Source organism: Actinotignum urematis (genome assembly GCF_051264595.1).
Lineage (GTDB): Bacteria > Actinomycetota > Actinomycetes > Actinomycetales > Actinomycetaceae > Actinotignum > Actinotignum timonense_A.
This window is the reverse complement of record NZ_JBOZBG010000013.1, coordinates 1-22814: the sequence shown is the minus strand read 5'-3', so window position 1 is coordinate 22814 and position 22814 is coordinate 1. Positions and strand designations below refer to the sequence as shown.

The following is a 22814-nucleotide window of genomic DNA, read 5'->3' as shown; positions in this document are numbered from 1 at the left end:
ACCCACCTCAAACATATTCACCGGCATCGGCCACCGCATAGCTTTCCGCGGTAGCCGGGGCGCCGAGCCCGCGGAAGCGATCCAGCAGAAGGCTGATCTTCTCGATAACACGCTGTTTGCGGGCAATGCGGCTGTTCTTACCCGCCCCGAAGAGCGATTCGGCCGGCAAGATGATTTCAATATCCGCACCCGAGGCCACCAAACGCCCGCGCCGGAAGACCATATCAATGAAAGTATCCGTTTGCGGCTGTTTGAGGTTTTCCTCCCGCACCAGCTGTTCAATTTCGACAGCCTTTTGTTCAGCTAGATACTGTTCCCATTCTTGGTCAATCTCACCGGTCACGGAGACCGACTCGATAAACCGCTCAATAAGGTCAAGCTTGTTCTGCAGGCTCGGGCTGGATTTCACCACCCGCCGGATTTCTTCGCGAATCTCGGCTCGCGATCCAGCTTCGTGCTGTGCCCGGTAGCGTTCCACCAGCATGAGGATGTAATCAACGTTGACCTCAACGTGCTTCATGAGCTCAATCTCGAAAGTGAGATCGTCATTGATGCGCTCAACATCGCCTTCGCTTTGTTTGCGCCGGGCCCGGTATAGCTCAAGGTATGTGGATTGGTAGTCCTGCAGATCGCGCTGGGAAAGCGGGTCCTGTCCCTCGAATTCATCGAAAGCGGTGAGGATATTGCGCAGGCGCAGCAGCTCTCCGAATACCTGAATGAACGCGTTTTGCTGGCTTTCGCTGGCGATAACCGCGCCGGGTTCCCAGGTCCGCAGGGCGTCGATCTTCGTTACGTACGTGGAGAAGTAATCAGCGAAAGGCTTGAGCACGGTGATGCCTTGCGCTTCTTTGTTCCCGAACAGCGCGATGGCATCGTTTGTTTCCTTTTCGAGGTTCCGGAAGGAAACGATATTCCCGTAGGTTTTCACGGAGTTGAGGATCCGGTTGGTCCGCGAGAACGCCTGGAGCAACCCGTGGTGATGCATATGCTTATCCACCCACAGGGTATTGAGGGTTTTCGCATCGAATCCGGTGAGGAACATATTGACCACGATGAGCATATCCAGCTCCCGCGTCTTCATCTTCTTGGATACGTCCTCGTAGTAGTTGCCGAAGTTGTTTGCCGAGGTATCGAAATTCGATCCGAACATGGTGTTGTAATCGGCGATGGCTCCCTCAAGGAATTCGCGATCCGGCAACGAAAGCGCCTCAGCGTTGAAGTCTTCTTCGGGAAGTAGGCCATCGCCGCTGTACTCATCTGAGTTCGCCGCGTAGGTGAAGATCGTGGCGATTTTCAGGCGCCGCTCCACCGGCAGGTTCTCTTGTTGCCGAGCAAATTCCGTGTAGTAGAGTTTTGCGGCGTTGACGGAGGCGGTTGCGAAAATAGAGTTGAAGCCGGAGAGGCGCTTGCCTTTGAGGGAGTAGTGCTCGTTCCTTTTTGTTTTCTGATCGAAGTGCTCAAGGATATAAGCCACAACCTGGCTGATTCGGCGTGGGTCCAGGAGGGCTGCCTCGGTGGCGATGGCTGCTACTTCCTCATCCTCCACGCCTTCGCGGGCCCGCACGGTGTTGACGTAGTCAATACGGAAGGGCAGCACATTGGCGTCTGTGATCGCGTCCGAAATGGTGTAGGAGTGGAGGCGATCGCCAAAGACTTGCGCCGTCGTACGAATCGCGAGCGAGGAGCCGCTTGCCTTGTTTTCGTTGAAAATCGGGGTGCCGGTGAAACCGAAGAGGTGGTAGTTCCGGAAGGCTTTCGTGATCGCCTTGTGCATATCCCCGAATTGGCTGCGGTGGCATTCGTCGAAGATGATGACGATATGGCTGTTGTAGACATCGTGAGTCTTGGTTGCACGCACGAAGTTGGAGAGCTTCTGGATCGTGGTGATGACGATGCGGGCAGCCGGGTTGGATAGCTGCCGGGCCAGCTCGGCGGTGGAACGGTTGGAATTGACCGCGCCTTTTTGGAACGTCTCGTATTCCTTCTTGGTTTGGTCGTCCAGATCTTTTCGGTCGACGACGAAAAGAACCTTATCCACTCCCTCGATTCGGGTTGCGAGCTGGGCGGTCTTGAAGCTGGTGAGGGTTTTACCCGAGCCGGTAGTGTGCCAAATATAGCCGCCGGCTTCGATGCTTCCGAGTTTTTTGTAATTGGTGGCGATCCGGATGCGGTTGATAATGCGCTCGGCGGCCACGATCTGGTAGGGCCGCAGCACCATGAGGTTCTTCTCGGAGGTGAAGACGCAGAATCGCGAAATGATGTTGAGCAGGGTGCGTTTGGAGAGGAACGTCTTCGCGAAATCCATGAGGTCGGTGATGTGGCGGTTACGCGCGTCTGTCCACCAGGAGGTGAACTCGAAACTCGCGGCGCTCGCCTTCTTATGCCCGGAATTCTGGCCTTTCACGTGCTCGAAACGCGTGGTATTGGAGTAGTACTTCGTGTAGGTGCCGTTGGAAATCACGAAAAGTTGGACGTATTGGAACAGCCCACTGCCCGCCCAGAAGCTATCGCGCTGGTAGCGGTTGATCTGGTTGAAAGCTTCGCGCAGTTCCACGCCGCGCCGCTTGAGTTCAATATGTACGAGCGGCAGGCCGTTCACCAGGATGGTCACGTCGTAGCGGTTATGATGCCGGCCTTCCACCTCGTACTGGTTGATGACCTGCATATGGTTGCGGTGAATATTTTCCTTGTCGAAAAGGTGGATATTCTTCTGGCTGCCGTCTGTGCGGACTAGTACCAACGCCGCGGGATTCGCCTGAATAATCGCGGTTTTTTCCAGGATCCCTTCGGCTTTATTGGCAAGCTGCATGCTGTAGAAACGCGCCCACTCCTCGGCGTCGAAGCGGATGCCGTTGAGGGCCTCAAGCTGCGCGCGCAGATTGTTTTCGAGGTCTGCTTCTTCTTTGATGGGCAGGTACTCGTATTCTTGCCGCTGGAGTTGCGCGATGAGTTCTTTTTCTAGCGCTGCTTCGGATTGATACCCTGCGGCTTGACGCGTGGGCGGGTCATATGTGGCGACGACGGTCGCATCGTCGCTGGCGGCAATCGGAAGATAACTGGTCATTTGGCTTCCTCGAAACTCAGGAGCCGGTCACGGTAGTACTCATACTGCTTGCGCCGAGCCTCAATCTCCGCGGGCAGACCCGAGGAAATATCGTTGACGAGGGCATCGAACTTATCGAGAATAGCCACGATGCGTTCCTGTTCGGCGAGTGGGGGTACTGGAACACGAAAATCGAAAAACTTCCTCGTGTCCAACGAATCCACAGACCCACCCGCCTTATGACATTTCAGTAGGATTTCCCCGGCGTAATTCTGCAAAAGATAGAGAGCATATCTTGGTGCGATCTTCTTGCTCGTTGTCAGTGCTTTCATATCCTGGTTGACTGTTGCCTCGGTCGCCAAAATACCAACCGGCAGGGTGTGCTTCAGTATGCCAGACCTTGCAACTACCAGAATCGTGTTCTCACCATACTTGGTAAGTCCCCGCGCAGTTACCGCTTCTTCCGATATTTGATCCTGTGATTCTTCCAGAAGAGTCTGCTTCATGTCTTTGGGTGAAAACCAAGGAATAGGACCGTTCCAATAAGCCTCAACACTCTTACTGGGTGTTCCGCCGCCACCCCACTCACCAAGTTCCTTCAGGGCAATCATTCGAGTGGATTCAGCATTACGGACCTTATAAAATATGGAGCTACGATAATGCCCATATTGCATACGTCGGGCTTCCAGCTCCGCTTCCAGCTCCGCTTCCATTTTAGTGAATGTATCTAAGATTCGCACTATTTCGTCTTGAACTTCACACGGTGGAACGGGGATCTTAATTTTGCTCAGAGCTTGCGGTGATACTCTCCGAACTTTGGTCCCCGTAATGTACTTTCGCTTTGCCTCATGAAAATACGTTGAACCCAAAAAATATGATACGTATCGCGCGTTGAGATTCGATGAAAACCTACACGCGTCCCCACTAAACACGAGTGGTTCGTCACCAACCCACGCCACTGCTTTACACAGATCCTCGTCGTTCTCACTTGTAGTAGCAATGAGTACGTCCCCGGGATACGCGCGCTTGAATTTCCGAGAATCCTCAGACGATACAAAACTAAGAGTTTCGCTCGCAGCCACTCCATAATGGGTGTAAATCTGGCCGTAATGAATCGCGGGAACACCCCTCGATTGGAGCTGATTCTTCTGTAAACCGCTGCCCCGTTCAAATGTGCCAACAGAACCCATAGGAAGATACTCCACCCCGTTCGGGCAGTACTTCTGGATCAATTCGTCAATACGATTCACTTGGCACCCTCCAGATCCGCGACAATCGCGTCGATAGCGGCGCGCAACTCAGCTTGGCGGGCCACGATCCCCTCGATCTCCTTATTGAGCGCGTGGATATCTATCTTTTCCCGGGTATCCTCGGGCTCCACATAACTGGAAACCGACAGATTGTAATCAGCGTCCGCGATCTCGCTCATCGGAACAAGCTGCGCGAAATGCTCCTGATTCTCCCGCTTCGCATAGGCATCCAGAATCTGCTCGCGGTAAGCCTCCGTGATCTGATTCTTCGTGCCAGACCGCTCGAACAATTGAGAAGCATCAATGAACAGAACGTTCGAATCCTTCTTGGCCTTCTTAAGCACCAGCACACACGTACCGATGGAAGTGCCGTAGAACAGGTCCACCGGCAGCTGGATCACGGCATCAACATAGTTGCCATCCACCAAATATTTGCGGATCTTCTGCTCCGCCCCGCCGCGGTAGAGCACCCCGGGGAACTGAACAATAGCAGCCGTGCCATCTTCTGCCAGCCAGGAAAGAATATGCATGGTGAAAGCCAGATCAGCCTTCCCCTTCGGGGCAAGCACACCCGCCGGGGAAAAGCGCTCGTCGTTCATTAACGTGGGCGAATCCGAGCCGATCCACTTCGTGGAGTAGGGAGGATTGGAAACAATCGCCTCGAAGGGCTCATCATCCCAATGTGCCGGTGCGGTGAGCGTATCCCCCAGCGCGATATTGAACTTCGAGAAGTTCACGCCGTGCAAAAACATATTGATCCGGCACAGGTTATAGGTGGTGAGGTTGATTTCCTGACCGTAAAAACCTTCCTCCACGTTATCCCGGCCCAGCACCTTAGCGAATTTAAGGAGCAGCGAACCAGAACCGCAGGCCGGATCATACACGCGCGACACCCGTCGCTTACCTAGGACGGTGATGCGGGCGATCAGTTCCGAAACGTCTTGCGGGGTGAAGAATTCCCCTCCCGATTTCCCGGCCGACGACGCATACATCGTCATGAGGTACTCGTAGGCATCACCGAACGTATCGATATCGGCATCCTGGTAATTGCCGAACTCAAGGTCGCCGATAGCATCAAGCAATTTCACGAGCTTGTCATTACGCTGCTCGATGGTGTTACCCAGCCGCGGGCTGTTGACGTTGATGTCCTCGAAAAGGCCCTTCATATCATCTTCGGATTCGCTACCCGTGGCCGAAGCTTCGATGCTTGAGAAGACCTTGGCAAGAGTTTCATTCAGATTAGGATCACGCGGGGCAACCTTGCGGATGTTCTGGAACAGTTCAGAAGGCGCAATGAAAAATCCGAGGGTCTGGACAAGGTAGGCGCGGGCCTGCTCTGCGTCGTCGTCAGAAAGCTGCGCGTAATCGAAACCGGTCTCGCCCGCTTCCGCCTGGATCTTATTCACCCAGTTCGTGATGTGCTCGGAAATGAAACGGTAGAAGAGCATGCCCAGCACGTAGGCTTTGAAATCCCAGCCATCCACGCTTCCGCGCAGATCGTTGGCAACTCGCCAAATTGTCCGATGCAAATTCGCCCGCTGAGCCGCAGCTGCCACAAGAACCTCCTTGTTATGTTCCACCGCAACTTTACCGGAGTTTCGCGGGGGCCGAGGCTACGACTCAGGTAAAACGTGGTGGGGCCGGCCCAAACGAGCCAGCCCCACCACGTACTACGTTGCCGCCGAATCGCGGCGCTACTAGTTGCCGCAAAAACGGCGCTGCCTAGATGATGTTACTTTTCCACCACGGCGAGCACGTCACGCGCGGAGAGGATAATGAATTCATCCCCGCCGTAGTTGACTTCGGTGCCACCGTAGCGGGAGTACACCACAACATCCCCCACCTTGACATCCATGGGAACGCGGTTGCCCTTGTCATCAATACGGCCCGGGCCCACCGCCAGAACGGTGCCCTCCTGGGGCTTTTCCGAAGCGGTATCGGGAACGATCAGACCGGAAGCGGTGGTCGTTTCTGCTTCAGCTTGACGGATAACAACGCGATCCTCAAGCGGCTTAATGGAGACCGACATGCGGCTCCTCCTTACTTCTCAACTCGTGCACTACAAACGCGCTCAGAACCGGGACCCGCCGTCGCGGGGGCCGGGCCCGCACTAAGCACAAGCCGTAGCATGAACTACGTCCGCTATTAAAGGTAAGCCGCACTTAGCACTCAGTCAAGGTGAGTGCTAAGGATTTGCGAAAAGCGAAGTTTCTCGCACGGCGCGCTCTCGGTTGCAGGGCTCCCGGCATTCACACCTACCGCGTCGCACCCGCACTCGCGCCGTTCCTCGCGCTTAGTTCACCTCATCGGGATGGGAGCTCACCCGCCCGGCTTCCCCGGCATCCAGCACGGCAATCGCCTGCATTTCCGCGGCGCTGAGCTCGAAATCGAAGACGTCGATATTCTCCTCCATACGCGCCCGGTGCGTGGTTTTCGGGAAAACAATATGCCCGCTTTGCAGATGCCAGCGCAACGTGACCTGCGCGGCGGTTTTCCCGTGCGCGCGGGCCGCGGCCGCAATCGGCTCCAGTTCATCAAGCCCGTACTTAGACTGCCCCAGCGGCCCCCACGCCTCGATCTTGATATCGCGCGCGGCGCAATACTGAGAAACTTCGTGTTGCTGGAAACGCGGGTGCAGCTCAACTTGGTTCACGGCCGGTACGACGCCGCCATCAGCCACGATGCGATTGAGATGCGCAGGTTGGAAATTCGATACGCCCACCGAACGGACCAACCCAGCTTCCCGGAAGCTCACCAGGTCCTTCCAGGCCTCCCCGTACAGCCCCTGCTGGGGTGCCGGCCAGTGGATGAGATACAGATCCACGTAATCAAGCCCGAGTTTCTCCAGGGATTGCGCCAGCGCGGCCGGGGCATCGGCCTGCCGGTCATTCCACAGTTTCGTGGTGATAAAAAGTTCCTCGCGCGGGATACCGGAGGCCGCAATCGCGCGCCCCACCTCAGCTTCGTTGCCGTAAATGGCTGCGGTGTCAATATGCCGATAGCCGGTGGCCAGCGCCTCGCTCACCACGCGCTCTGCCTCCTGCGGCTTCACCAGGAAAACGCCGAAGCCGAGCTGCGGGATGGTGTGTCCGTCGTTCAATGTCAATGTCGGAATATTAGCCATATCACATAGTGTGCCAGGCGCGGGCAGCTCGCGCCAGGCACTCCCCCGGGCGCGTTAGGCTCCGCCTCCCCAGACGCGTTAGGCCCCGCCCGCCCGGGCACGCTAGGCTTGGAAGCGTGGAACAGCTCGACGTCGCCCACTGGCTCACCTCCCCCGCCGGGCAAGCCCTCCTCGCCACCATGCCGGCCCATAACGTGGCCGATGCTTTCAAACTCTCCACCGAACTGCGCGAACGCGGCCTCACCCCCGAGCAAAGCTCCGCTCTGCTCACCCAGACCCGCCTGCGCGATGCCGCCCGCGCCAAATTCGGCGAGCGCGCCACCCGCATGTTCTTCACCGACGCCGGCCTCCAGCAATCCACCCGCGCCAGCGTGGCCCGCCAGCACGCCTCGGTCTTCCAACGTGCCGGCGTGCGCGAAGTGCTCGATTTCGGCTGCGGGATCGGGGCGGATTCCCAGGCCTTCACCGACGCCGGCCTGACCGCCCTGGGAGTGGAGCGTGACCCGGTTACCGCTCATTTCGCGCAGGCTAATGCCGGTTGCGCCGTCGTACCAACAGATGGATACACCCTGCTCGGTAGCTATGAGAGCCGCGAGGGGCTGTGGCTCGACCCGGCGCGGCGCGATGCGCGGGGAAAGCGGATTTCGCATCCCGAGCACTGGCAGCCGGCCCTCAGCGATGCCATTGCGCTGGCGCGCGAATTCCGGGTGACCGGAATTAAGCTCGGGCCCGGGATTCGCTGGGCGGATTTGCCCGCCGACGCCTTCGTCGATTGGGTGAGCGTGGACGGGGACCTCGTGGAGGCGGTGGCGTGGTTCGGGACGCGCGATCCGGGGCGCGGCGCCACGATCCTCACCGAAAAGCCCCGGCGCGAGGAGGGCGACGACGGCGCCACTTCCGCCACCGGGAACTTGGTCGGCTACTACCGCACCTGGCGCGGGGATCCGAGCCAGTCCGCCGCTCCCCTGCCGGCCCGGCCCCTGGATGCGTACCTGTACGAACCGGATCCGGCGCTTATGCGCGCGGGCGGCCTTGACCAGGTGTGTAGCGATTTTGATTTGGCTCCGATTTCGCCCGGGCTGGCGTATTTAAGCGGCGACGCCGTCGCCTCCCCGCTCCTCGCCCGTTTCAAAATACTGGATGTGCTCCCGCTGCACGCCAAAACCGTGGCTACCGAGCTGCGCAAACGCGGCGTCGTGCGGGCCGAAATCAAAAAACGCGGAACCGATATTGACCCGGCGCTCTTCCGCAAACAACTCAAGCTGCACAAGAACGCCGGGGACGGCGCCGCCACCGTGATCCTCACCCGGATCCTCGGCGAGCACCGCGCTATCGTCGCCGAACGCGAAGGGTGGTAGGCGCTAGAACGCTACCAGATCGAGGGGCATATTCGTGTCCACCGTAATATCGAGGGACGACGGCGCCCGCCCGCTGACCGCCACGCTGTACCCGAGGGCAGCAATCATGGCGCCATTATCGGTGCAGTAGCGCAGCGCTGGGATACGCACGTTGATCCCGCGTTCGGCTCCGCGCTGAGCAGCCAGTTCCCGCAGCCGGGAATTCGCGGAGAACCCCCCGCCCACCACCAGGGTGTCACAGCCTTTATCTTCGCAGGCCCGCAGGGCTTTATCCGTGAGAGTATCGGTAATAGCTTCGGTGAATCCGGCGGCAATATCGGGAACATTGACTTCTTCGCCGCGTTCCTCCAGGCCCTCAATATAGCGGGCCACCGCGGTTTTCAGGCCGGAGAAGGAGAAATCGTAGCGGTGGCGTGCCTTATTTTTCCCGCCTTCCAGGCCGCGCGGGAAACGAATGGCATCCCGGTTGCCGGTGCGCGAAAGTCGGTCAATATGCGGGCCGCCCGGGTAGGGCAGGCCGAGGAGGCGCCCCACTTTGTCGAAAGCCTCACCTGCGGCATCATCCAGAGTGCCACCCAGCTCCGTCACGTCCCCGGCAATATCGCGCACATGCAGAATCGAGGAATGCCCACCGGAAACCACTAGGCCAATAAAGCTTTCCGGGAAGGGCCCGCTGGCCAGCTGATCCACCGCCAGGTGCCCAATAATATGATTAACGCCGTAGAGCGGAATACCCAGCGCCAATGCCAGGGATTTCGCGGCGGAAACCCCCACGGTGAGTGAACCAATGAGCCCCGGGCCGGCGGTTACCGCAATCGCATCCAGATCGCCCAGGCCCACGCCAGCCTTCTCCAGGGCCGCGTTCAAGGTGGGGACCATTTGCTGGAGGTGAGCACGCGAGGCAATCTCCGGGATAATGCCGCCGTAGCGGGCGTATTCATCCATAGACGTGGCGGTCACATCGGCCAGCAGCTCGCCGTCGCGTACGATCCCGATCCCCGTTTCATCACACGAGGTTTCGATTCCCAAAACTGTTGTACTCACGCCCGGCAATCTTACTCCTCACTTTTCCCATGTGGGAGTGCGCAGCATCTCCAGCGCGCGCAGGCGATCCACTTTCCCGGAGGCCAGCATGGGGATAGCTGCTTGCACCACCCGGCGTGGCGCGGCGGCCTTCCCCAGCTGCGCGCGCACGTACTCACGGACCTCCGCCGCGCGCTGCGCGAAAGGAAAATCAGCTTCCAGAATTACTCCCACGATCTGCCCCCAGCGTGCATCTGCCACCGGAAGAACTTCCGCGCGCCGCACTCCCGGGAAACTGCACAGCACCTCGCTGACCTGCCGGGCATGCACCTTCACCCCGCCGGAAATGATGACGTCATCGAGCCGCCCGGCGACCTGCACGATCCCATCGGTGACGCTCCCGGCATCATTCGTCACATGCCAGCGCCGGCCGCCACTCGTTATAAAAGCCGCAGATTCCGGTTCGTCCAGATAACCCGCGGCCAGCATCGGCCCGGATAAGTGCAGCCGCCCACCGGGCGCGGCCACCTGCACCCCGGGCAGCGGGATGCCGTTATAGACGCAGCCGCCCGCGGTTTCCGTCATGCCGTAGGTGGTCACCACCGGGAGCCCCAATGCTCGGGCACGGATAATGAGCGACGGCGCAGCCGCCGCCCCGCCCACCAATATGGCACGCAAGTTCCTCAAGGCCGTGGTGCCCACGTGGCCGGATTCCACAATATCGGAGAGCTGGGTGGGAACCACGGAGAGGAAGCCACCCTCCGGCATATCCACCATGCCCGCGCCGCCGTGCTCGCGTAACGATACCCTGGGTGGGAGCACCACCGGATAGCTACCGGCCACGCAGGAGCGTGCCACTACCTGGAACCCAGCCACGTGATGCGCGGGAAGGGCCAGCACCCAGCGGCCCCTACCCCCGAAGAATTCCGCGGTGGCGGCTTCCGAAGCGAGGAAAGCTCGGGCGGAGAGCCCAACCAGATGCCCCCTCCCCGTGGTAGAACCCGAGGTTTGCAAAATAAAATCGATATCCGGCCGCCACCGGATCCGCCCCGCCACCGCCGCCGCATCGACCGCAGCAACCGCCGCATCCGCGGCCGTAGTCGCAGCAACCGCTGCATCCGCCGCTACGCCATCCGAAGAAGCCAACGGCATGAGCGGGCGGTGGCTACCGGGGGATTCCAGCCGCGCCGCTATCGCATCGTATAGCGCGCGTATACCGCTCCGGGAAGGAACAATGAACTCGATATCCTCCGGGCCAAGAACACTGGACATGCGCGAACCTCAACCCGCCTGTTTTAGAAGTAGCGCGGGTAGGGATCCCAATTGGGGCTGCGATGTTCGAGGAACGCATCCCGGCCTTCCTGGGCTTCCGGCGTCATATAGGCCAAACGGGTGGCTTCACCAGCGAATACCTGCTGGCCGGCGATACCGTCGTCGACCATATTAAAAGCAAATTTGAGCATACGGATGCTTTGCGGCGATTTCGTGGCAATAATACGCGCGTACTCGAGAGCGGTTTCTTCCACCTGCGCGTGCGCAACCGCTTCGTTAATAACGCCCCAGGCCGCGGCCTGGTCCGCGCTGTATTCGCGGGCGAGGAAGAAAATCTCGCGAGCGCGCTTGTCACCGGCCTGGCGGGCCAGTAGGGCGCTGCCGTATCCGGCGTCGAAGGAACCTACATTGGCGTCGATCTGCTTGAAGCGGGCGTGTTCGCGGGAAGCAACCGCCAGATCGCAGACCACCATGAGGGAATGCCCGCCACCGGTCACCCACCCGGTGAGCGCCGCGATCACCGGTTTCGGGGTGGTGCGGATAAGGCGCTGGAGTTCGAGCACGTGCATGCGGCTGGCTTGGGCGTGGTCGATCTGGGCGCGGCGTTGAGCCACCCCGGCGCTGGAATCCGCGCCGGCCTTTTCGTACTGGTAGCCATCTGCCCCGCGCACCCGCTGGTCGCCACCCGAGCAGAACGCGTAACCGCCATCGCGCGGGGAGGGGCCGTTCCCGGTGAGGATAATGGCGGCCACATCGGAACTCATGCGCGCGTGGTCGAAAGCCCGATAGAGTTCGTCCACGGTGAGCGGGCGGAAAGCGTTACGCACATCGGGGCGGTCAAAGGCGATGCGCACCACCGGGAGGTCCTCCCCCGCGGGCCGGCCATCCACCTCCCCGCGGGAAATACCACGATGGTAGGTAATATCTTCAAACTCAAAACCGGGGACCGTGCGCCAGCGCGCGGGATCGAACGTATCTGAAACCGAAGGAAGCATACTCATGGGGGACAGTTTAGCCGGCAGGCGCTAGTATGGGGTCTGTTTCACACTCTCGGCGGCGCGGAGCCACGGCCTAGCGGCCCGGACCCGCGCGCCGTCCCGCGTACTTGTCAACGAGGCCATGCTTACTGAATTAGTCAATCCTTTCCCCGAGCTGTCCCGGGTGCTCGCCTATTCGATTCCACTCAAGCGCCGCTTCCGAGGAATTACCGTGCGGGAGGGACTGCTCCTGGAGGGCCCGGCCGGCTGGGGTGAGGCAGCTCCGTTTTGGGATTATGACCCGCGGGAATCAGCCCGGTGGCTGCGCGCCGGAATCGAGGCGGCCACCCGGCCTTTTCCGCGCCCGCTGCGCAGCCATATCCCCGTGAACGTGACGATCCCGGTTACCTCACCTCAAGACGCGGCCCGGTTGGTTCGCGGCGCGGCCGGGTGCACCACCGCGAAAGTGAAAGTTGCCGATCCGCGCTCGACCCTGCGCGAAGATTGCGAGCGGGTGGCCGCAGTGGCGGCGACCCTCGGGCCGGGCGGGAAGGTGCGCGTGGATGCGAACGCGGCCTGGGATACCGATACTGCTATCCGGGCCATCACCGAACTTGATGCGGCGGCGCGCGCGGGCGGGCTGGCCGGGCTGGAATACGTGGAGCAGCCCTGCAAGGAGATCACGGAGCTCGCCCGGGTGCGCGCCCGAGTTGCTCCCAAAATTGCCGCGGATGAATCGATTCGCCGCGCGAGCGACCCGCTGGCGGTGGCCCGCGCGGGAGCTGCCGATATTGCGGTTATTAAAGTGGCGCCCCTGGGAGGAATCCCGCGCGCACTCAATGTTGCTCGCGAGTGTGGATTGGATGTGGTGCTGTCCTCCGCCCTGGAGACTTCGGTGGGGATCGCGGCCGGGCTGGCCGCGGCCGCGGCCCTTGATCACCTCCCCTACGCCTGCGGTTTGGCCACCGTTCAGCTCCTGAGCGCCGATATTGTGAGCAAAGCGAAGCTGCCTCGCGCGGGCATGATCGAATGCGGGAGGGCCGCCGTAGATACCTCGCAGCTCAGCGCGGCACCGGACTTGGCGGCGCGCTGGCAGCGGCGCCTGAGCGAGATGATGGAGTGGTACTCATGAGCATAATGAACGACGACGCAACCGCCGCGCACGCCCGCGATATTATCGGGGCGCTGATCGGTTCCGGAGTGCGCCATATGGTCATCTGCCCCGGTTCGCGCAATGCGCCCCTCACCTACGCGGCAGCGGCAGCGACGCGCGCCGGCCTGATCACCACCCACGTGCGAGTCGATGAGCGCAGCGCTGGCTTCTTCGCCCTCGGGCTGGCCCGCGCTGAGGTGCTCGCCGGAGAGCGCCGCCCGGTTGCTGTGATCACCACGTCCGGCACCGCCGTCGCCAATCTTCACCCGGCTCTCGCGGAAGCCGATGCCACCGGGATCCCCCTCCTCGCGGTGACCGCGGACCGGCCCGCCTATCTGCGCGGCACCGGAGCCAATCAGACCACCCAGCAAGCCGGAATATTCGCCACCGTGGTGCGCGCACAGGTGGATATTCCGGCCTTCGGGGAGGACGGCGCGTTGGTCGCGAACCAGGTGTGGCGCACGGCCGCCCGGGCGCTCGGCGAGGGCGGGCGCCCCGGCCCCGCGCATCTCAATATTTGTTTAGACGGCAATCTTGCCGCGCTGCCCGCTCCCCCGCGGGTATGGGCCGCGCCCCGCCGGATTCCCGCGCCGGCCCCTATGGGTGCGGCCGGCGCGCCCTGGCCGGAAGTTCTGGACCGGGAGCTGGGCACCGTTATTGTGGCCGGGGATGATACCGGCAGCGGGGCGGGCATCGTGGCGCTCGCCACGGCGCTGGGCTGGCCGCTGCTGGCTGAGCCGAGTAGCCCGGCGGCGTACGGGCCCGCGCTCAGCCACTACGTTTACTATCTCCAGCACATGCAGGGTATTGAGCAGGTGCTCCTGTGCGGGCATCCCACTCTCTCGCGTCCCGTCACCCAGCTCCTCAAACGGGCCGATATTAATATTGTGGCGGTGGCTGATCGCAGCGGCTACTATTGCGATCCTTTCGGAACGGTTCGCGCCGTGCTACCGGCGCTGCCGCCCGCACCGGAAACTACGGGTACGATTCCACCGTTGTGGCGCGCAGCGGAGGAACGTAGCGCCACGATGATAAGCCGACGGCGCAGCCTAGCCACGCGCACCCCCGGCGCACCTTTCGATCCCCTGCATATTGCCTGCACTATCTGGGATAGCCACAGCGAGCATCCCGAGAGCGCCCCGCTGCTTTTCGTGGGAGCTTCGTCTTCTATCCGGATCCTCGACCGCGCGGCGCGCACCCCGGCCCGCCCGCTTCGGGTTCTCAGTAATCGCGGGCTGGCGGGGATTGACGGCACCATCAGTTGCGCGCGCGGGCTGGCCACCGCCACCGGAGAGCCAGTGCGGGTGCTGCTGGGCGATCTCACCTTCCTTCACGATATGGGCGGGCTGCTCCGCGGGAGTTACGAACCGGAGGTGGATCTGCAAGTCATTGTTCTCAACGATGCGGGCGGCTCCATTTTCGCCGGCTTGGAGCACGGCGAGCCGCAGCACGCGCAGGATTTCGGGCGTTATTTTGCGACGCCGCAGCGCTGTGACATCGAGTACCTTGCCTACGGAATGGGAGCTGATTATCTGGAGGTGCGCAGCCTTGACCAGCTCGATGACCTCCTGGAGCGCCCGATCCGCGGGGTGTCGGTAGTCGAGGTGCGTACCGATATTCCGGATCTGCGCGCCCGGGATGCGCAGGTGCAAGCGGAGATTAGTGCTGCCCTGGGTGCGTAGCTCACGCGATGCACGAGCGAAGCACCGCATGGGCTGAGCGCCGGGTGAGCTGAGCGCCCCGGCGCGGTACGGGGCTTAGCGGCTTTCCGCTACCGCGCTGAGCATGGGGAGCATTTTCGCTTCGGTTTCCGCGAATTCTGCCGCCGGGATAGATTGCGGCATAATCCCGCCTCCCGCGTACAGGGTGATGAGGTTTCCGGTGATGTGGCCCCCGCGCAACGCGATCCCGAATTCGCCGTTGCCGGCCGCGTCCACCCAGCCGACCGGGCCGGCATACCGCCCGCGGTCCATATGTTCCACATCGGTGAGAATATCGCGGGCCAGGGCGGTGGGCTGGCCGCATACCGCCGCGGTGGGATGTAAAGCGAAGGCCAGGCCCAAGGCGGAATGCTCGCTGCGTCCGCGCACATCGGTTGCCAAATGGCACACGTTCGGGAGCTGGAGCAGCCCCGGTTGCTCGGGAATGTCCAGCGAGCTCGCCACGGGAGTAAGCGAGCTGCGCACCGATGCCACCGCGATCTCATGTTCGCGGCGGTCCTTTTCCGAGGCGAGGAGCGCCTCCCCCTCATCCGCTGTGGCTGTTCCCGCGAGGACCCGGCAGGAAAATTCCCCCGCCCGAGTACCAACCAAGAGTTCGGGGGTGGCGCCCACCAGGCCGCGCACCGCGTATATCCAGCAGCTCGGATAGGAGCGCGCCAGGTGGGCGCACAGCAGGCGCGGATCGAAATCCCGTTGCGCCCGCAGTTTTTTATCTCGGGCCAGCACTACTTTGTCCGCTTGGCCAGCGCGGAGCATATCGCGCACCGTGGCCACCGCCGCGCACCATTCGCTTTCGCTTAGGCTCCCGCCTTCCGAGTGCGTGGCCCCGCAGCCGGGGATGCTCGCTAATGCGGCGCGGCCCGCCGCGCGCACCGCCTCCCCGTCCAGGGAGTCCAAGCGCCGAGCCAGATCTTCACAATCCACCCCGATCACCCAGCTGGCGGCCTTGGTGATCACCAGGAGAGTTTCCGGGATCAGGAGCATCCCGCCCCGGAGAAACCCGAAAGATCCGAAGGCGAGCGGGAGTGCGCAGGGCAGCTCTGCGTCGTCGTACTTGTTCGTATCCGTGTGGCGGTTGTGCCCGGTTCGCTCGCTGTGCCCGGTTCGCCCGGTTCGCTCAGTTCGCTCGCTGTGCCCGGTTCGCCCGGTTCGCTCAGTTCGCTCGCTGTGCCCGGTTCGCGCGGTTCCCCCGCTGTGCTGTGCCGCGCCGCTCAGCTGCGCCCAGCGCGCGGCCGCGCGTTCAAGAGTATCCGGGGCCTCGCTTTCTACCGCCGTGTATTCGCCCCAGCCGAGAAGCGCCAGGTGCGGGCCGACCCACGCGCTGATATTCGGGGAGGGAGCGAGACCGAAAAGCTCCGGGCAGATCGGGAGGGGCTGGCGCAGCCGGTGAACCTCAAATCCTGCAAAATCCGCAACGTCCGCAAAGCCCGCAACGTCCGCCGCATCCGCACAGCCAGCCGCATCCGCATAATCCACAGCATCCGCCCTACCCGTCATATCCGCGCCGCTGCATTCCGCCATCCCGTTTCCTTTCGCTGTCACTACACTGTGCCGGCGGATTCACCCGCGAGCCCGCAAAGGGATAGTTTAGGCCGAAGCGGCGGCTAATGAACAGCGCATAATCGTGGCGTCACGCCCGTGATAGTAGCCCGGGCGCCGCCCCACCGCGGTAAAGCCGCGCGAGGCATAGAGTCCGGTGGCAATCGGGTCGTCCGAGCGGACCTCCAGGAACATGGTTTCTCCGCCCGCGTCACGCGCCAGGGTCATGAGGTCGTCAAGAAGCGCACCGCCCAGGCCCTGCCCGCGCACCGCCTGCGCGACCGCGAGGGTGAGGATTTCGGCTTCCACTCCGAGGCTCACCCCGCCGGCCGCCAGGATGGGCGGGTGGAGATCGTCGAGCGCATTAATGGAAGGAGCGCTTGGTTTAGCAGTGCCGGGCGCGGATGAATTGTTGCCAGACGCGGCAGAATTCGCGGCAGTACTCGGGAATACCGCCGTTGCCGAAGCTGCGCCGCACTCCGCTACTTCCCGCGGGGGCTCCACCGTGTAGAGCAGGTAGGCTTCGCTGCTGGCCCGCAGCGCCTGCTCCCAGGCCCCGCGCGGCCAGGCTTCCCGCGCGCCAAATTGCGCGGCGTCGAAACGCGCCAGGTCACGCGCCCAGGACGGATCAGCTACCACGCGCCGCACCGGCACATCGCGCCAGTGCCGCGGCATCTCACTCCCCATCGCGCGCCTAGCTGCCGAGGTAACCGCTGCCCGCCGGCTGGGCCACACCCTGCGCAATATCGGGGCGGCGCAAATACTGCGGCTCGGTATCGAGCGCCTCGCCCGCCGCCAACTTCGCGCCCGCGCGCGCCACCATGAGCTCCGGTTCGCATTCCACCACGCGCGCCCCGCTCAGTTCCGGATACATATCCCCATGGGATACGACGACGCTGGTATGTTCGCCGCGCAGCGCAGGCACCTCGGCCGGGCGGATAATCCGGGGGCCGTCCGTGACGGTGAGTTCGCCGCGCGCCGCGCTCTGGGCAGCCGGTGCTGCTTCTGCGCTCAGCACATACAGTTCCTTACGCCGGGCATCGATGACCGCGAGCGCGCGGGTAGCTCCCTCGCGCAGCGCACCCAAGGCCCGCACTTCCAGGGAGGAAACGCCGTAGAGGGGCACATCCCAGGCGAAAGCGAGGGTGCGGGCGGTCACCAAGCCGGCACGCAGCCCGGTAAAAGCCCCGGGGCCGGTTCCCGCCACGATGGCATCGGCGCGTTCCACCCCGGCGGCATCCAGGACTGCCTCGACCATCGGGGTGAGAGTTTCAGCGTGGTGGCGCGAATCCGGGGACACCTCGCGGGCCAGAGTGGCGATCTGCCCGGCGGCGCCGTCGTTCCCAAAATGATCCACACGGACCAGGCCCACCACGGACAGGTCGCTGGTATCAATCGTCAAAATATTCATGAAGCATTCTCCTGGTGGTACGAGGCGAGCAGGTCGGCGGCGAGCTGGCGCGAACGCGGGCCGGAAGCGCGCAGGCTGAGGGTGCGGGGCGAATCGACGTACAGGTCGAGCACATCGCTGCCGGCCGCGGCGCCGACGGGCCGTTCGATATCAATATCGAGGCGGTCATTGGTGAGGACCTCGGTTTTGCCTTCGCCCCATTCCACCACGGTGGCGGATTCTTCCAGGGAGGAATCTAGGTCCAGGGCGTCCAGTTCTTCCAGGGAGGTGAGGCGGTAGGCGTCCACGTGGACGAGGTCGGGGCCACCCACGCGCGAGCGGTGCACATTGGCGATCACGAACGTTGGGGAGGTGACGCGCCCGCCCACGTTCATGCCTTCCGCGATTCCGCGGGTCATTGTGGTTTTTCCGGCGCCCAGCGGCCCGTTGAGCATGATGAGGTCGCCGCCGCGCAGGAGTTTTCCGAGGGCGCAGCCAACGGCGTGCATCGCCTCGGCGTCCTCAATAAGGATCTTCTCAGTCACCGTGCTATTCTACGTCGCTTCGCGGGCGCGGGCGTAGGGCGTGCGGGGCTAGGTTGAGCGAGCCACTACTTCACGTACACGCGCGGGACCCGGGCCGCCACGCGGGTAATAATCTCATAAGAAATCGTGCCGCTGGCCAGCGCCCATTGCGCGGCGCTCACTTCCCCGCGGGCCGGGTCGCCGAAGAGCACCACGGGGGTGCCGGCCGGCAGCGGCCCGTCCAGGCGCACCACAAACTGGTCCATGCACACCCGCCCGGTCATGGGCGCGCGCTGGGCGGCCGGCCCCTCCCCGACCGTCACATAGCCCTTATTGGACAGCGCCCGCGGAACCCCATCGGCATATCCGAGCGGTACGACGCCGAGCACGGCCCCGTCCTCAACAACGGCCGTGTGCCCGTAAGAAACGCCGGCGCGGTGGGAAAGTTGGCGGGTGGTGAGGAGTTCGGATTCCAGTCGCATGGCGGGGCGCAGGCCCAGGTCGGAGGCGAGGGTGCGGCGCGGTTCGGGGCTGAGCCCGTAGAGGATAATGCCGGGGCGCACCATATCGTAGCGGGCCCCCGGGTGCCAGAGCACCCCGCTGGAGGCGGCCAGGTGGGCCAGACGCGGGGTGAGGCCAGCGCAGGTGGCGAGGCGGCGGGCTTCGTCGAAAGCGGCGATTTGGCTGGTGGTGGCATCACTATCCGGGTCATCCGCGCAGGCCAGGTGGCTCCAGATGCCGACCACGTGGAGGCGCCCAGCCTGTTGGTGTGTGGCGAGCAGTTGTGCGGCCGGGGGGATATCTTCCAGGTTGAAGCCCTCGCGGGTCATGCCGCTATCCACGCTCAGGTGGACCCGGGCGGTGTGGCCGGTAGCTTCCGCGGCCCGCGCTACCGCCTCAATCATCCAGGTGTCCCCCACCGAGAGTTCAATCCCGGCTTTCAGTGCCGGGGCGAGGTCACTATCGGGGGTGTAGATCCAGGAGAACACCGGGGGCAGAGCCGGGTGGCCAGCCAGCGCTTCACCTTCGGTAGGCTGCTCCCCCCATTCCCGGACCAGCACGAGTGCTTCGGCAAGTTGGGCAACCCCCAGGTAGTCCGCTCCCGGCGGGAAGCAACCCGTGGCCGTAGGCATCACCTTTGATAACCGCCATGATTTTCTGGCCCGTGAGATGGGCCCGTACCCGGGTGAGGTTCTGTTCGAGCGCACCCAGGCTGATGGTAGCTCGGGAGGTGAAAACTGCGGGATCAAGGCTAAACATGGTGTTCTTCCTGTTGAGGCGCGGATAGGGGCGGGAGCTGGCGAGCTGCGGCCGAGCGGTCGGCTGCGGGCCGCGGCGCGGGGAGGTGCGTGCCTGTATTCTACGCGCCGCCCAGAATCTGGCCGATGACCTCCGGGATGCGCGCGGCGATCTGGGCTGCGCTAATAGGCCGGCCCGACGCGGGCGCGGGCTCCCCGAGGGCGCCCCGCGCCGGCGCGGCGAAAGGCGTTCCGGCAGCGAGCGCGGCAGCGCGGGCATGAACGTGCAGGGCAGCGGCCGCAATACGGGCGGCCGCCCCCAGTGCCAGGCAGGCAGTCGCAGCGGGTGCATCGATTGCGCTAAACGCACCGGTGCCATCTGCCGGCTCGGTGAGTTCAGTGCGCCCCGCAATCTCCATGTGTTCGGCGACCACAGCCTGCTGGGCGAGCATGGCTCCGATGAGCCCGGCCAGCACATCGCCGGCTCCGGCCACGGCCCGCCAGCCCGGCGCCCCACCCTGGGCATAACACGGCCCACTCGGGCTGGCCACCACATCAACGGATCCCTTGAGCACCACCGTCGCACCCAACCGGGCCGCCAGGGCCCGCGCGGCCGCCACCGGGCAGGACTCAATCACCGCGCGGCTAAACGGCGTGCCATCCCCGTCGCGGAGATCCAGTTGCGCGGCGAGCAGGGCGGCTTCCCCGGCATGCGGGGTGAGCACCACGTGTTCGCCGAACCGCGCGCCTTTGCGCGCCGCCATATCGGCGATGGTGGGCAGAGCCCCGGCATCCACAACCACCGGGGACCCGTCTTTGAGCGCGGCGTGCAGCAGGGCCGGTGCTCCCGGAGGATCGCCCGAACCAACCGCGAGGGCCTGGATCCGCCCCGGGGCGGCCACCACTTCCGGATGTGCGGTGATCACCAGCTCCGCGACCTCACTCTCGCCGAGGTAACGTACCATCCCGGGTCCCGCCGCGAGGGCGGCCGTCGTCGTTAATAAACCCGCACCCGGGTACTGCACCGAACCGGCCACGATCCCCACCACGCCGCGGGTGTATTTGTGGTCGTTCACCCCGGGCACCTGCCACAGGTCCGCCACATCGGAATCACCCAGGCGCAGCACGGAAGGTTCGCCCAGGTGAGGGGCGAAGCCGAGCTCCACCACCTCGATGCGCCCCGCGGCCCGGCGAGCCGGATCCAGCACCAGCCCGGCCTTGGCCGCCCCCATGGTCACGGTGAGGTGGGCGGAGAGGTAGGGGCCGGGGAGGGCGCCGTCGTCCACCCCGATCCCGGAGGGAGTATCCGCCGCGACCACGAGCGGTTCGACCGGACTGGCCAGGCGCTCGGATTCCAGCGCGGCAAGCCACGAAGCCAGCGGTTCGCGCGCCGGCCCGCGCGCCCCGATGCCGAGCAGCCCGTCCACCCACACGGCGCTGCGGCGCGCGAGCTCAACCGCCTGCGCCGCGCTGGCCTCGCGGATGAGGGTGCCGCCGGCGCGCTCCAAAGCCTGCGCCCCCGCGCGGTGATAGGCAGGCAGTGGAAGCGCCGCCACCACGGTGGCCCCGCGACGCGCCAGATATGCACCGGCGTAGAGGGCGTCCCCGCCGTTATTACCCGCCCCGGCAAAAATTGCGATGCGGGTCCCGCTCACGCGGATGGAGCGACGGCGCAGCTCCCAAATAATCGCATTCGCGAGCGCCCGAGCGGCCCGGGCCATGAGCGGCTCGCCGGCCGCCAACAGGGGTTCTTCCGCGGCTCGCACGGTCTTGGCATCATAGGTACGCAACATACTGGTATGGTAACGCGCGCCCGCGCACCCCGCCGCCCAGCTAGTAGGCTGGCCCCATGGAGTCCAACCGTCACCTCGTCACCTTCACGCACGACGAATGGAGCACCCTCGCCAAAAACGTGCCCCTCCCCCTCACGCACACGGATGTGCGGCACCTGAAAGCCCTCGGCGACCCGATTGACCTGGCCGAAGCGGATGCTATTTACCGCCCGCTCTCCGCGCTGCTGCAAATGTACGCCCAGGAAATCGGCGATCTACACCGCAAAACTTCCGATTTTTTGGGCTTGCGCGAACAGCGCACGCCTTTTGTGATCGGTATTGCCGGTTCGGTTGCGGTAGGAAAATCGACGACGGCGCGACTTCTCCAAGAGTTGCTTCGGCGCTGGCCCTACACTCCCCGTGTGGACCTGGTGACCACGGATGGCTTCCTCTATCCCAATGCGGTGCTGGAAGAGCGCGGCCTCATGGACCGCAAGGGTTTCCCGGAATCCTATGATCACGCCGCGCTTCTTGATTTTCTGCGGCGGGTCAAATCCGGGGAGGACCGCGTGGAGGTGCCCCGCTACGATCACGTTATTTACGATATTGTGCCCGGTCAGCACCAGGTGGTGGCCCACCCGGATATTCTCATCCTGGAAGGGCTCAATGTGCTCCAGCCGCCACTGCTGGCGGCCGGCTGGCCGCCGAGGCATGCGGAGGCCGGTGCAGCGGCCGGTGAGCGAGCTGATTCGCGGCCCGGCACCCAGCCCGGCGCCCGGACCGGCGCCCGGACCGCCACCCCCACGCGCGTGACTCCCACGCGCGTGACTCCCACGGATGCCGCTTTCTACACCGGGAACCTCACCGCGGTCTCCGATTTCTTCGACGTCTCGATTTACGTGGACGCTTCCCCGGAAGACCTGGAAACCTGGTACCTCTCGCGTATTTTCAAATTGCGCGACGTCGCCTTTAATCTGCCCGGCGCCTATTTCCACCAATTTGCGGATATGCCAGACGCCGAACTGCGGGCCCGCTCCCTCGACATCTGGAACGCAATCAACCTGCCCAATCTGCTGGAGAATATTCAGCCCACCCGCGAGCGCGCCGATATCATGCTCTGCAAGGGCGCCGACCACCGGGTCCAGCGCATTCACCTGCGTAAGTTGTAGCCGCCCGGCCCGTAGCTAGGCTGTGCCCCGGCCAGCAGCATAGGCGGGCCGGGGCGCAAGGATACGTGGCGGCGTCGTCGTAAAAAATACTGCGCGGCGCGCGGCGCGCACCGTACGAGTTATAACGCGAGGTTTGTGGCGACCACGTCCGCGAGTTCATGGGCCACGGCATCTGCCTCCTCCTCCTGACTTGGCTCATTTTGGCGTGATGTGATTCATATTGACGTTGTGGCCTGGGGTTTTGTCTCGTTGGTGGGTGAA

17 protein-coding genes and 1 pseudogene are annotated in these 22814 nt (G+C 63.3%); 4 read left to right on the top strand and 14 right to left on the bottom strand.

The annotated features are described in order from the left end of the window. Positions 1-7 precede the first annotated feature (7 nt). The 5 genes from ACRQDJ_RS06680 to ACRQDJ_RS06660 form a co-directional block, all read right to left on the bottom strand. The gene (locus ACRQDJ_RS06680) at positions 8-3064 is read right to left on the bottom strand and encodes a type I restriction endonuclease subunit R (protein ID WP_284889233.1); all 3057 of its coding nucleotides are present in this window, start codon (positions 3062-3064) and stop codon (positions 8-10) included. Next, entirely contained in the window at positions 3061-4293 is a 1233-nt protein-coding gene (locus ACRQDJ_RS06675; protein WP_435717896.1) for a restriction endonuclease subunit S, read from the bottom strand. Before ACRQDJ_RS06675 ends, ACRQDJ_RS06680 begins: the two co-directional genes overlap by 4 nt. Next, positions 4290-5849, bottom strand: a complete 1560-nt coding sequence (locus tag ACRQDJ_RS06670; RefSeq protein WP_284889235.1) for a type I restriction-modification system subunit M — start codon at positions 5847-5849, stop codon at positions 4290-4292. The genes ACRQDJ_RS06675 and ACRQDJ_RS06670 overlap by 4 nt, the downstream gene beginning before the upstream one ends. A gap of 176 nt (positions 5850-6025) precedes the next feature. Then, positions 6026-6322: a co-chaperone GroES gene (groES, locus tag ACRQDJ_RS06665; RefSeq protein ID WP_284889236.1), complete on the bottom strand. Its 297-nt coding sequence runs from the start codon at positions 6320-6322 to the stop codon at positions 6026-6028. 264 nt (positions 6323-6586) lie between these two features. After that, the gene (locus ACRQDJ_RS06660; protein WP_284889237.1) at positions 6587-7417 is read right to left on the bottom strand and encodes an aldo/keto reductase; all 831 of its coding nucleotides are present in this window, start codon (positions 7415-7417) and stop codon (positions 6587-6589) included. A 116-nt stretch (positions 7418-7533) separates the two neighbouring features. Between ACRQDJ_RS06660 and ACRQDJ_RS06655 the strand changes: the two genes are divergently transcribed. Next, positions 7534-8775 carry a class I SAM-dependent methyltransferase gene (locus ACRQDJ_RS06655; protein ID WP_284889238.1) on the top strand — a complete coding sequence of 414 codons (1242 nt, stop codon included), beginning with the start codon at positions 7534-7536 and terminating at the stop codon, positions 8773-8775. 3 nt (positions 8776-8778) lie between these two features. On the opposite strand, the gene tsaD is transcribed toward ACRQDJ_RS06655, so the two are convergent. From tsaD to ACRQDJ_RS06640, 3 genes are read right to left on the bottom strand one after another with little or no spacing between them, the layout of a single operon-like run. Continuing rightward, entirely contained in the window at positions 8779-9819 is a 1041-nt protein-coding gene (tsaD, locus tag ACRQDJ_RS06650; RefSeq protein ID WP_026428257.1) for a tRNA (adenosine(37)-N6)-threonylcarbamoyltransferase complex transferase subunit TsaD, read from the bottom strand. 18 nt (positions 9820-9837) lie between these two features. Continuing rightward, on the bottom strand, positions 9838-11070 hold the full coding sequence (locus ACRQDJ_RS06645) for an AMP-binding protein (protein ID WP_284889240.1): 1233 nt from the start codon (positions 11068-11070) through the stop codon (positions 9838-9840). A gap of 23 nt (positions 11071-11093) precedes the next feature. Then, positions 11094-12071: a 1,4-dihydroxy-2-naphthoyl-CoA synthase gene (locus ACRQDJ_RS06640; RefSeq protein ID WP_284889242.1), complete on the bottom strand. Its 978-nt coding sequence runs from the start codon at positions 12069-12071 to the stop codon at positions 11094-11096. A 118-nt stretch (positions 12072-12189) separates the two neighbouring features. On the opposite strand from ACRQDJ_RS06640, the gene ACRQDJ_RS06635 reads away from it, so the two are divergent. After that, the gene (locus ACRQDJ_RS06635) at positions 12190-13179 is read left to right on the top strand and encodes an o-succinylbenzoate synthase (protein ID WP_284889243.1); all 990 of its coding nucleotides are present in this window, start codon (positions 12190-12192) and stop codon (positions 13177-13179) included. Further along, positions 13176-14882 carry a 2-succinyl-5-enolpyruvyl-6-hydroxy-3-cyclohexene-1-carboxylic-acid synthase gene (gene menD, locus ACRQDJ_RS06630; RefSeq protein WP_284889244.1) on the top strand — a complete coding sequence of 569 codons (1707 nt, stop codon included), beginning with the start codon at positions 13176-13178 and terminating at the stop codon, positions 14880-14882. The genes ACRQDJ_RS06635 and menD overlap by 4 nt, the downstream gene beginning before the upstream one ends. Before the next feature lie 75 nt (positions 14883-14957). On the opposite strand, the gene ACRQDJ_RS06625 is transcribed toward menD, so the two are convergent. The 6 genes and pseudogenes from ACRQDJ_RS06625 to ACRQDJ_RS06600 form a co-directional block, all read right to left on the bottom strand. Next, complete coding sequence (locus ACRQDJ_RS06625) at positions 14958-16442, bottom strand: isochorismate synthase (protein ID WP_284889246.1); 1485 nt, start codon at positions 16440-16442, stop codon at positions 14958-14960. A 66-nt stretch (positions 16443-16508) separates the two neighbouring features. Then, the gene (locus tag ACRQDJ_RS06620) at positions 16509-17135 is read right to left on the bottom strand and encodes a GNAT family N-acetyltransferase (protein ID WP_284889247.1); all 627 of its coding nucleotides are present in this window, start codon (positions 17133-17135) and stop codon (positions 16509-16511) included. 19 nt (positions 17136-17154) lie between these two features. Then, positions 17155-17871 carry a tRNA (adenosine(37)-N6)-threonylcarbamoyltransferase complex dimerization subunit type 1 TsaB gene (gene tsaB, locus ACRQDJ_RS06615; protein WP_284889248.1) on the bottom strand — a complete coding sequence of 239 codons (717 nt, stop codon included), beginning with the start codon at positions 17869-17871 and terminating at the stop codon, positions 17155-17157. Then, complete coding sequence (tsaE, locus tag ACRQDJ_RS06610; RefSeq protein WP_035276466.1) at positions 17868-18395, bottom strand: tRNA (adenosine(37)-N6)-threonylcarbamoyltransferase complex ATPase subunit type 1 TsaE; 528 nt, start codon at positions 18393-18395, stop codon at positions 17868-17870. Before tsaE ends, tsaB begins: the two co-directional genes overlap by 4 nt. A gap of 65 nt (positions 18396-18460) precedes the next feature. Next, positions 18461-19634: pseudogene (alr, locus tag ACRQDJ_RS06605) on the bottom strand (alanine racemase). 100 nt (positions 19635-19734) lie between these two features. After that, positions 19735-21405 (bottom strand): bifunctional ADP-dependent NAD(P)H-hydrate dehydratase/NAD(P)H-hydrate epimerase, encoded by a 1671-nt coding sequence (locus tag ACRQDJ_RS06600; protein WP_435711530.1) that lies wholly within the window; start codon positions 21403-21405, stop codon positions 19735-19737. Between the two features lie 56 nt (positions 21406-21461). Here ACRQDJ_RS06600 and coaA point away from each other — a divergent pair, with 56 nt between their 5' ends. Further along, entirely contained in the window at positions 21462-22553 is a 1092-nt protein-coding gene (coaA, locus tag ACRQDJ_RS06595) for a type I pantothenate kinase (RefSeq protein WP_435717895.1), read from the top strand. The last annotated feature ends 261 nt before the right edge of the window (positions 22554-22814 follow it).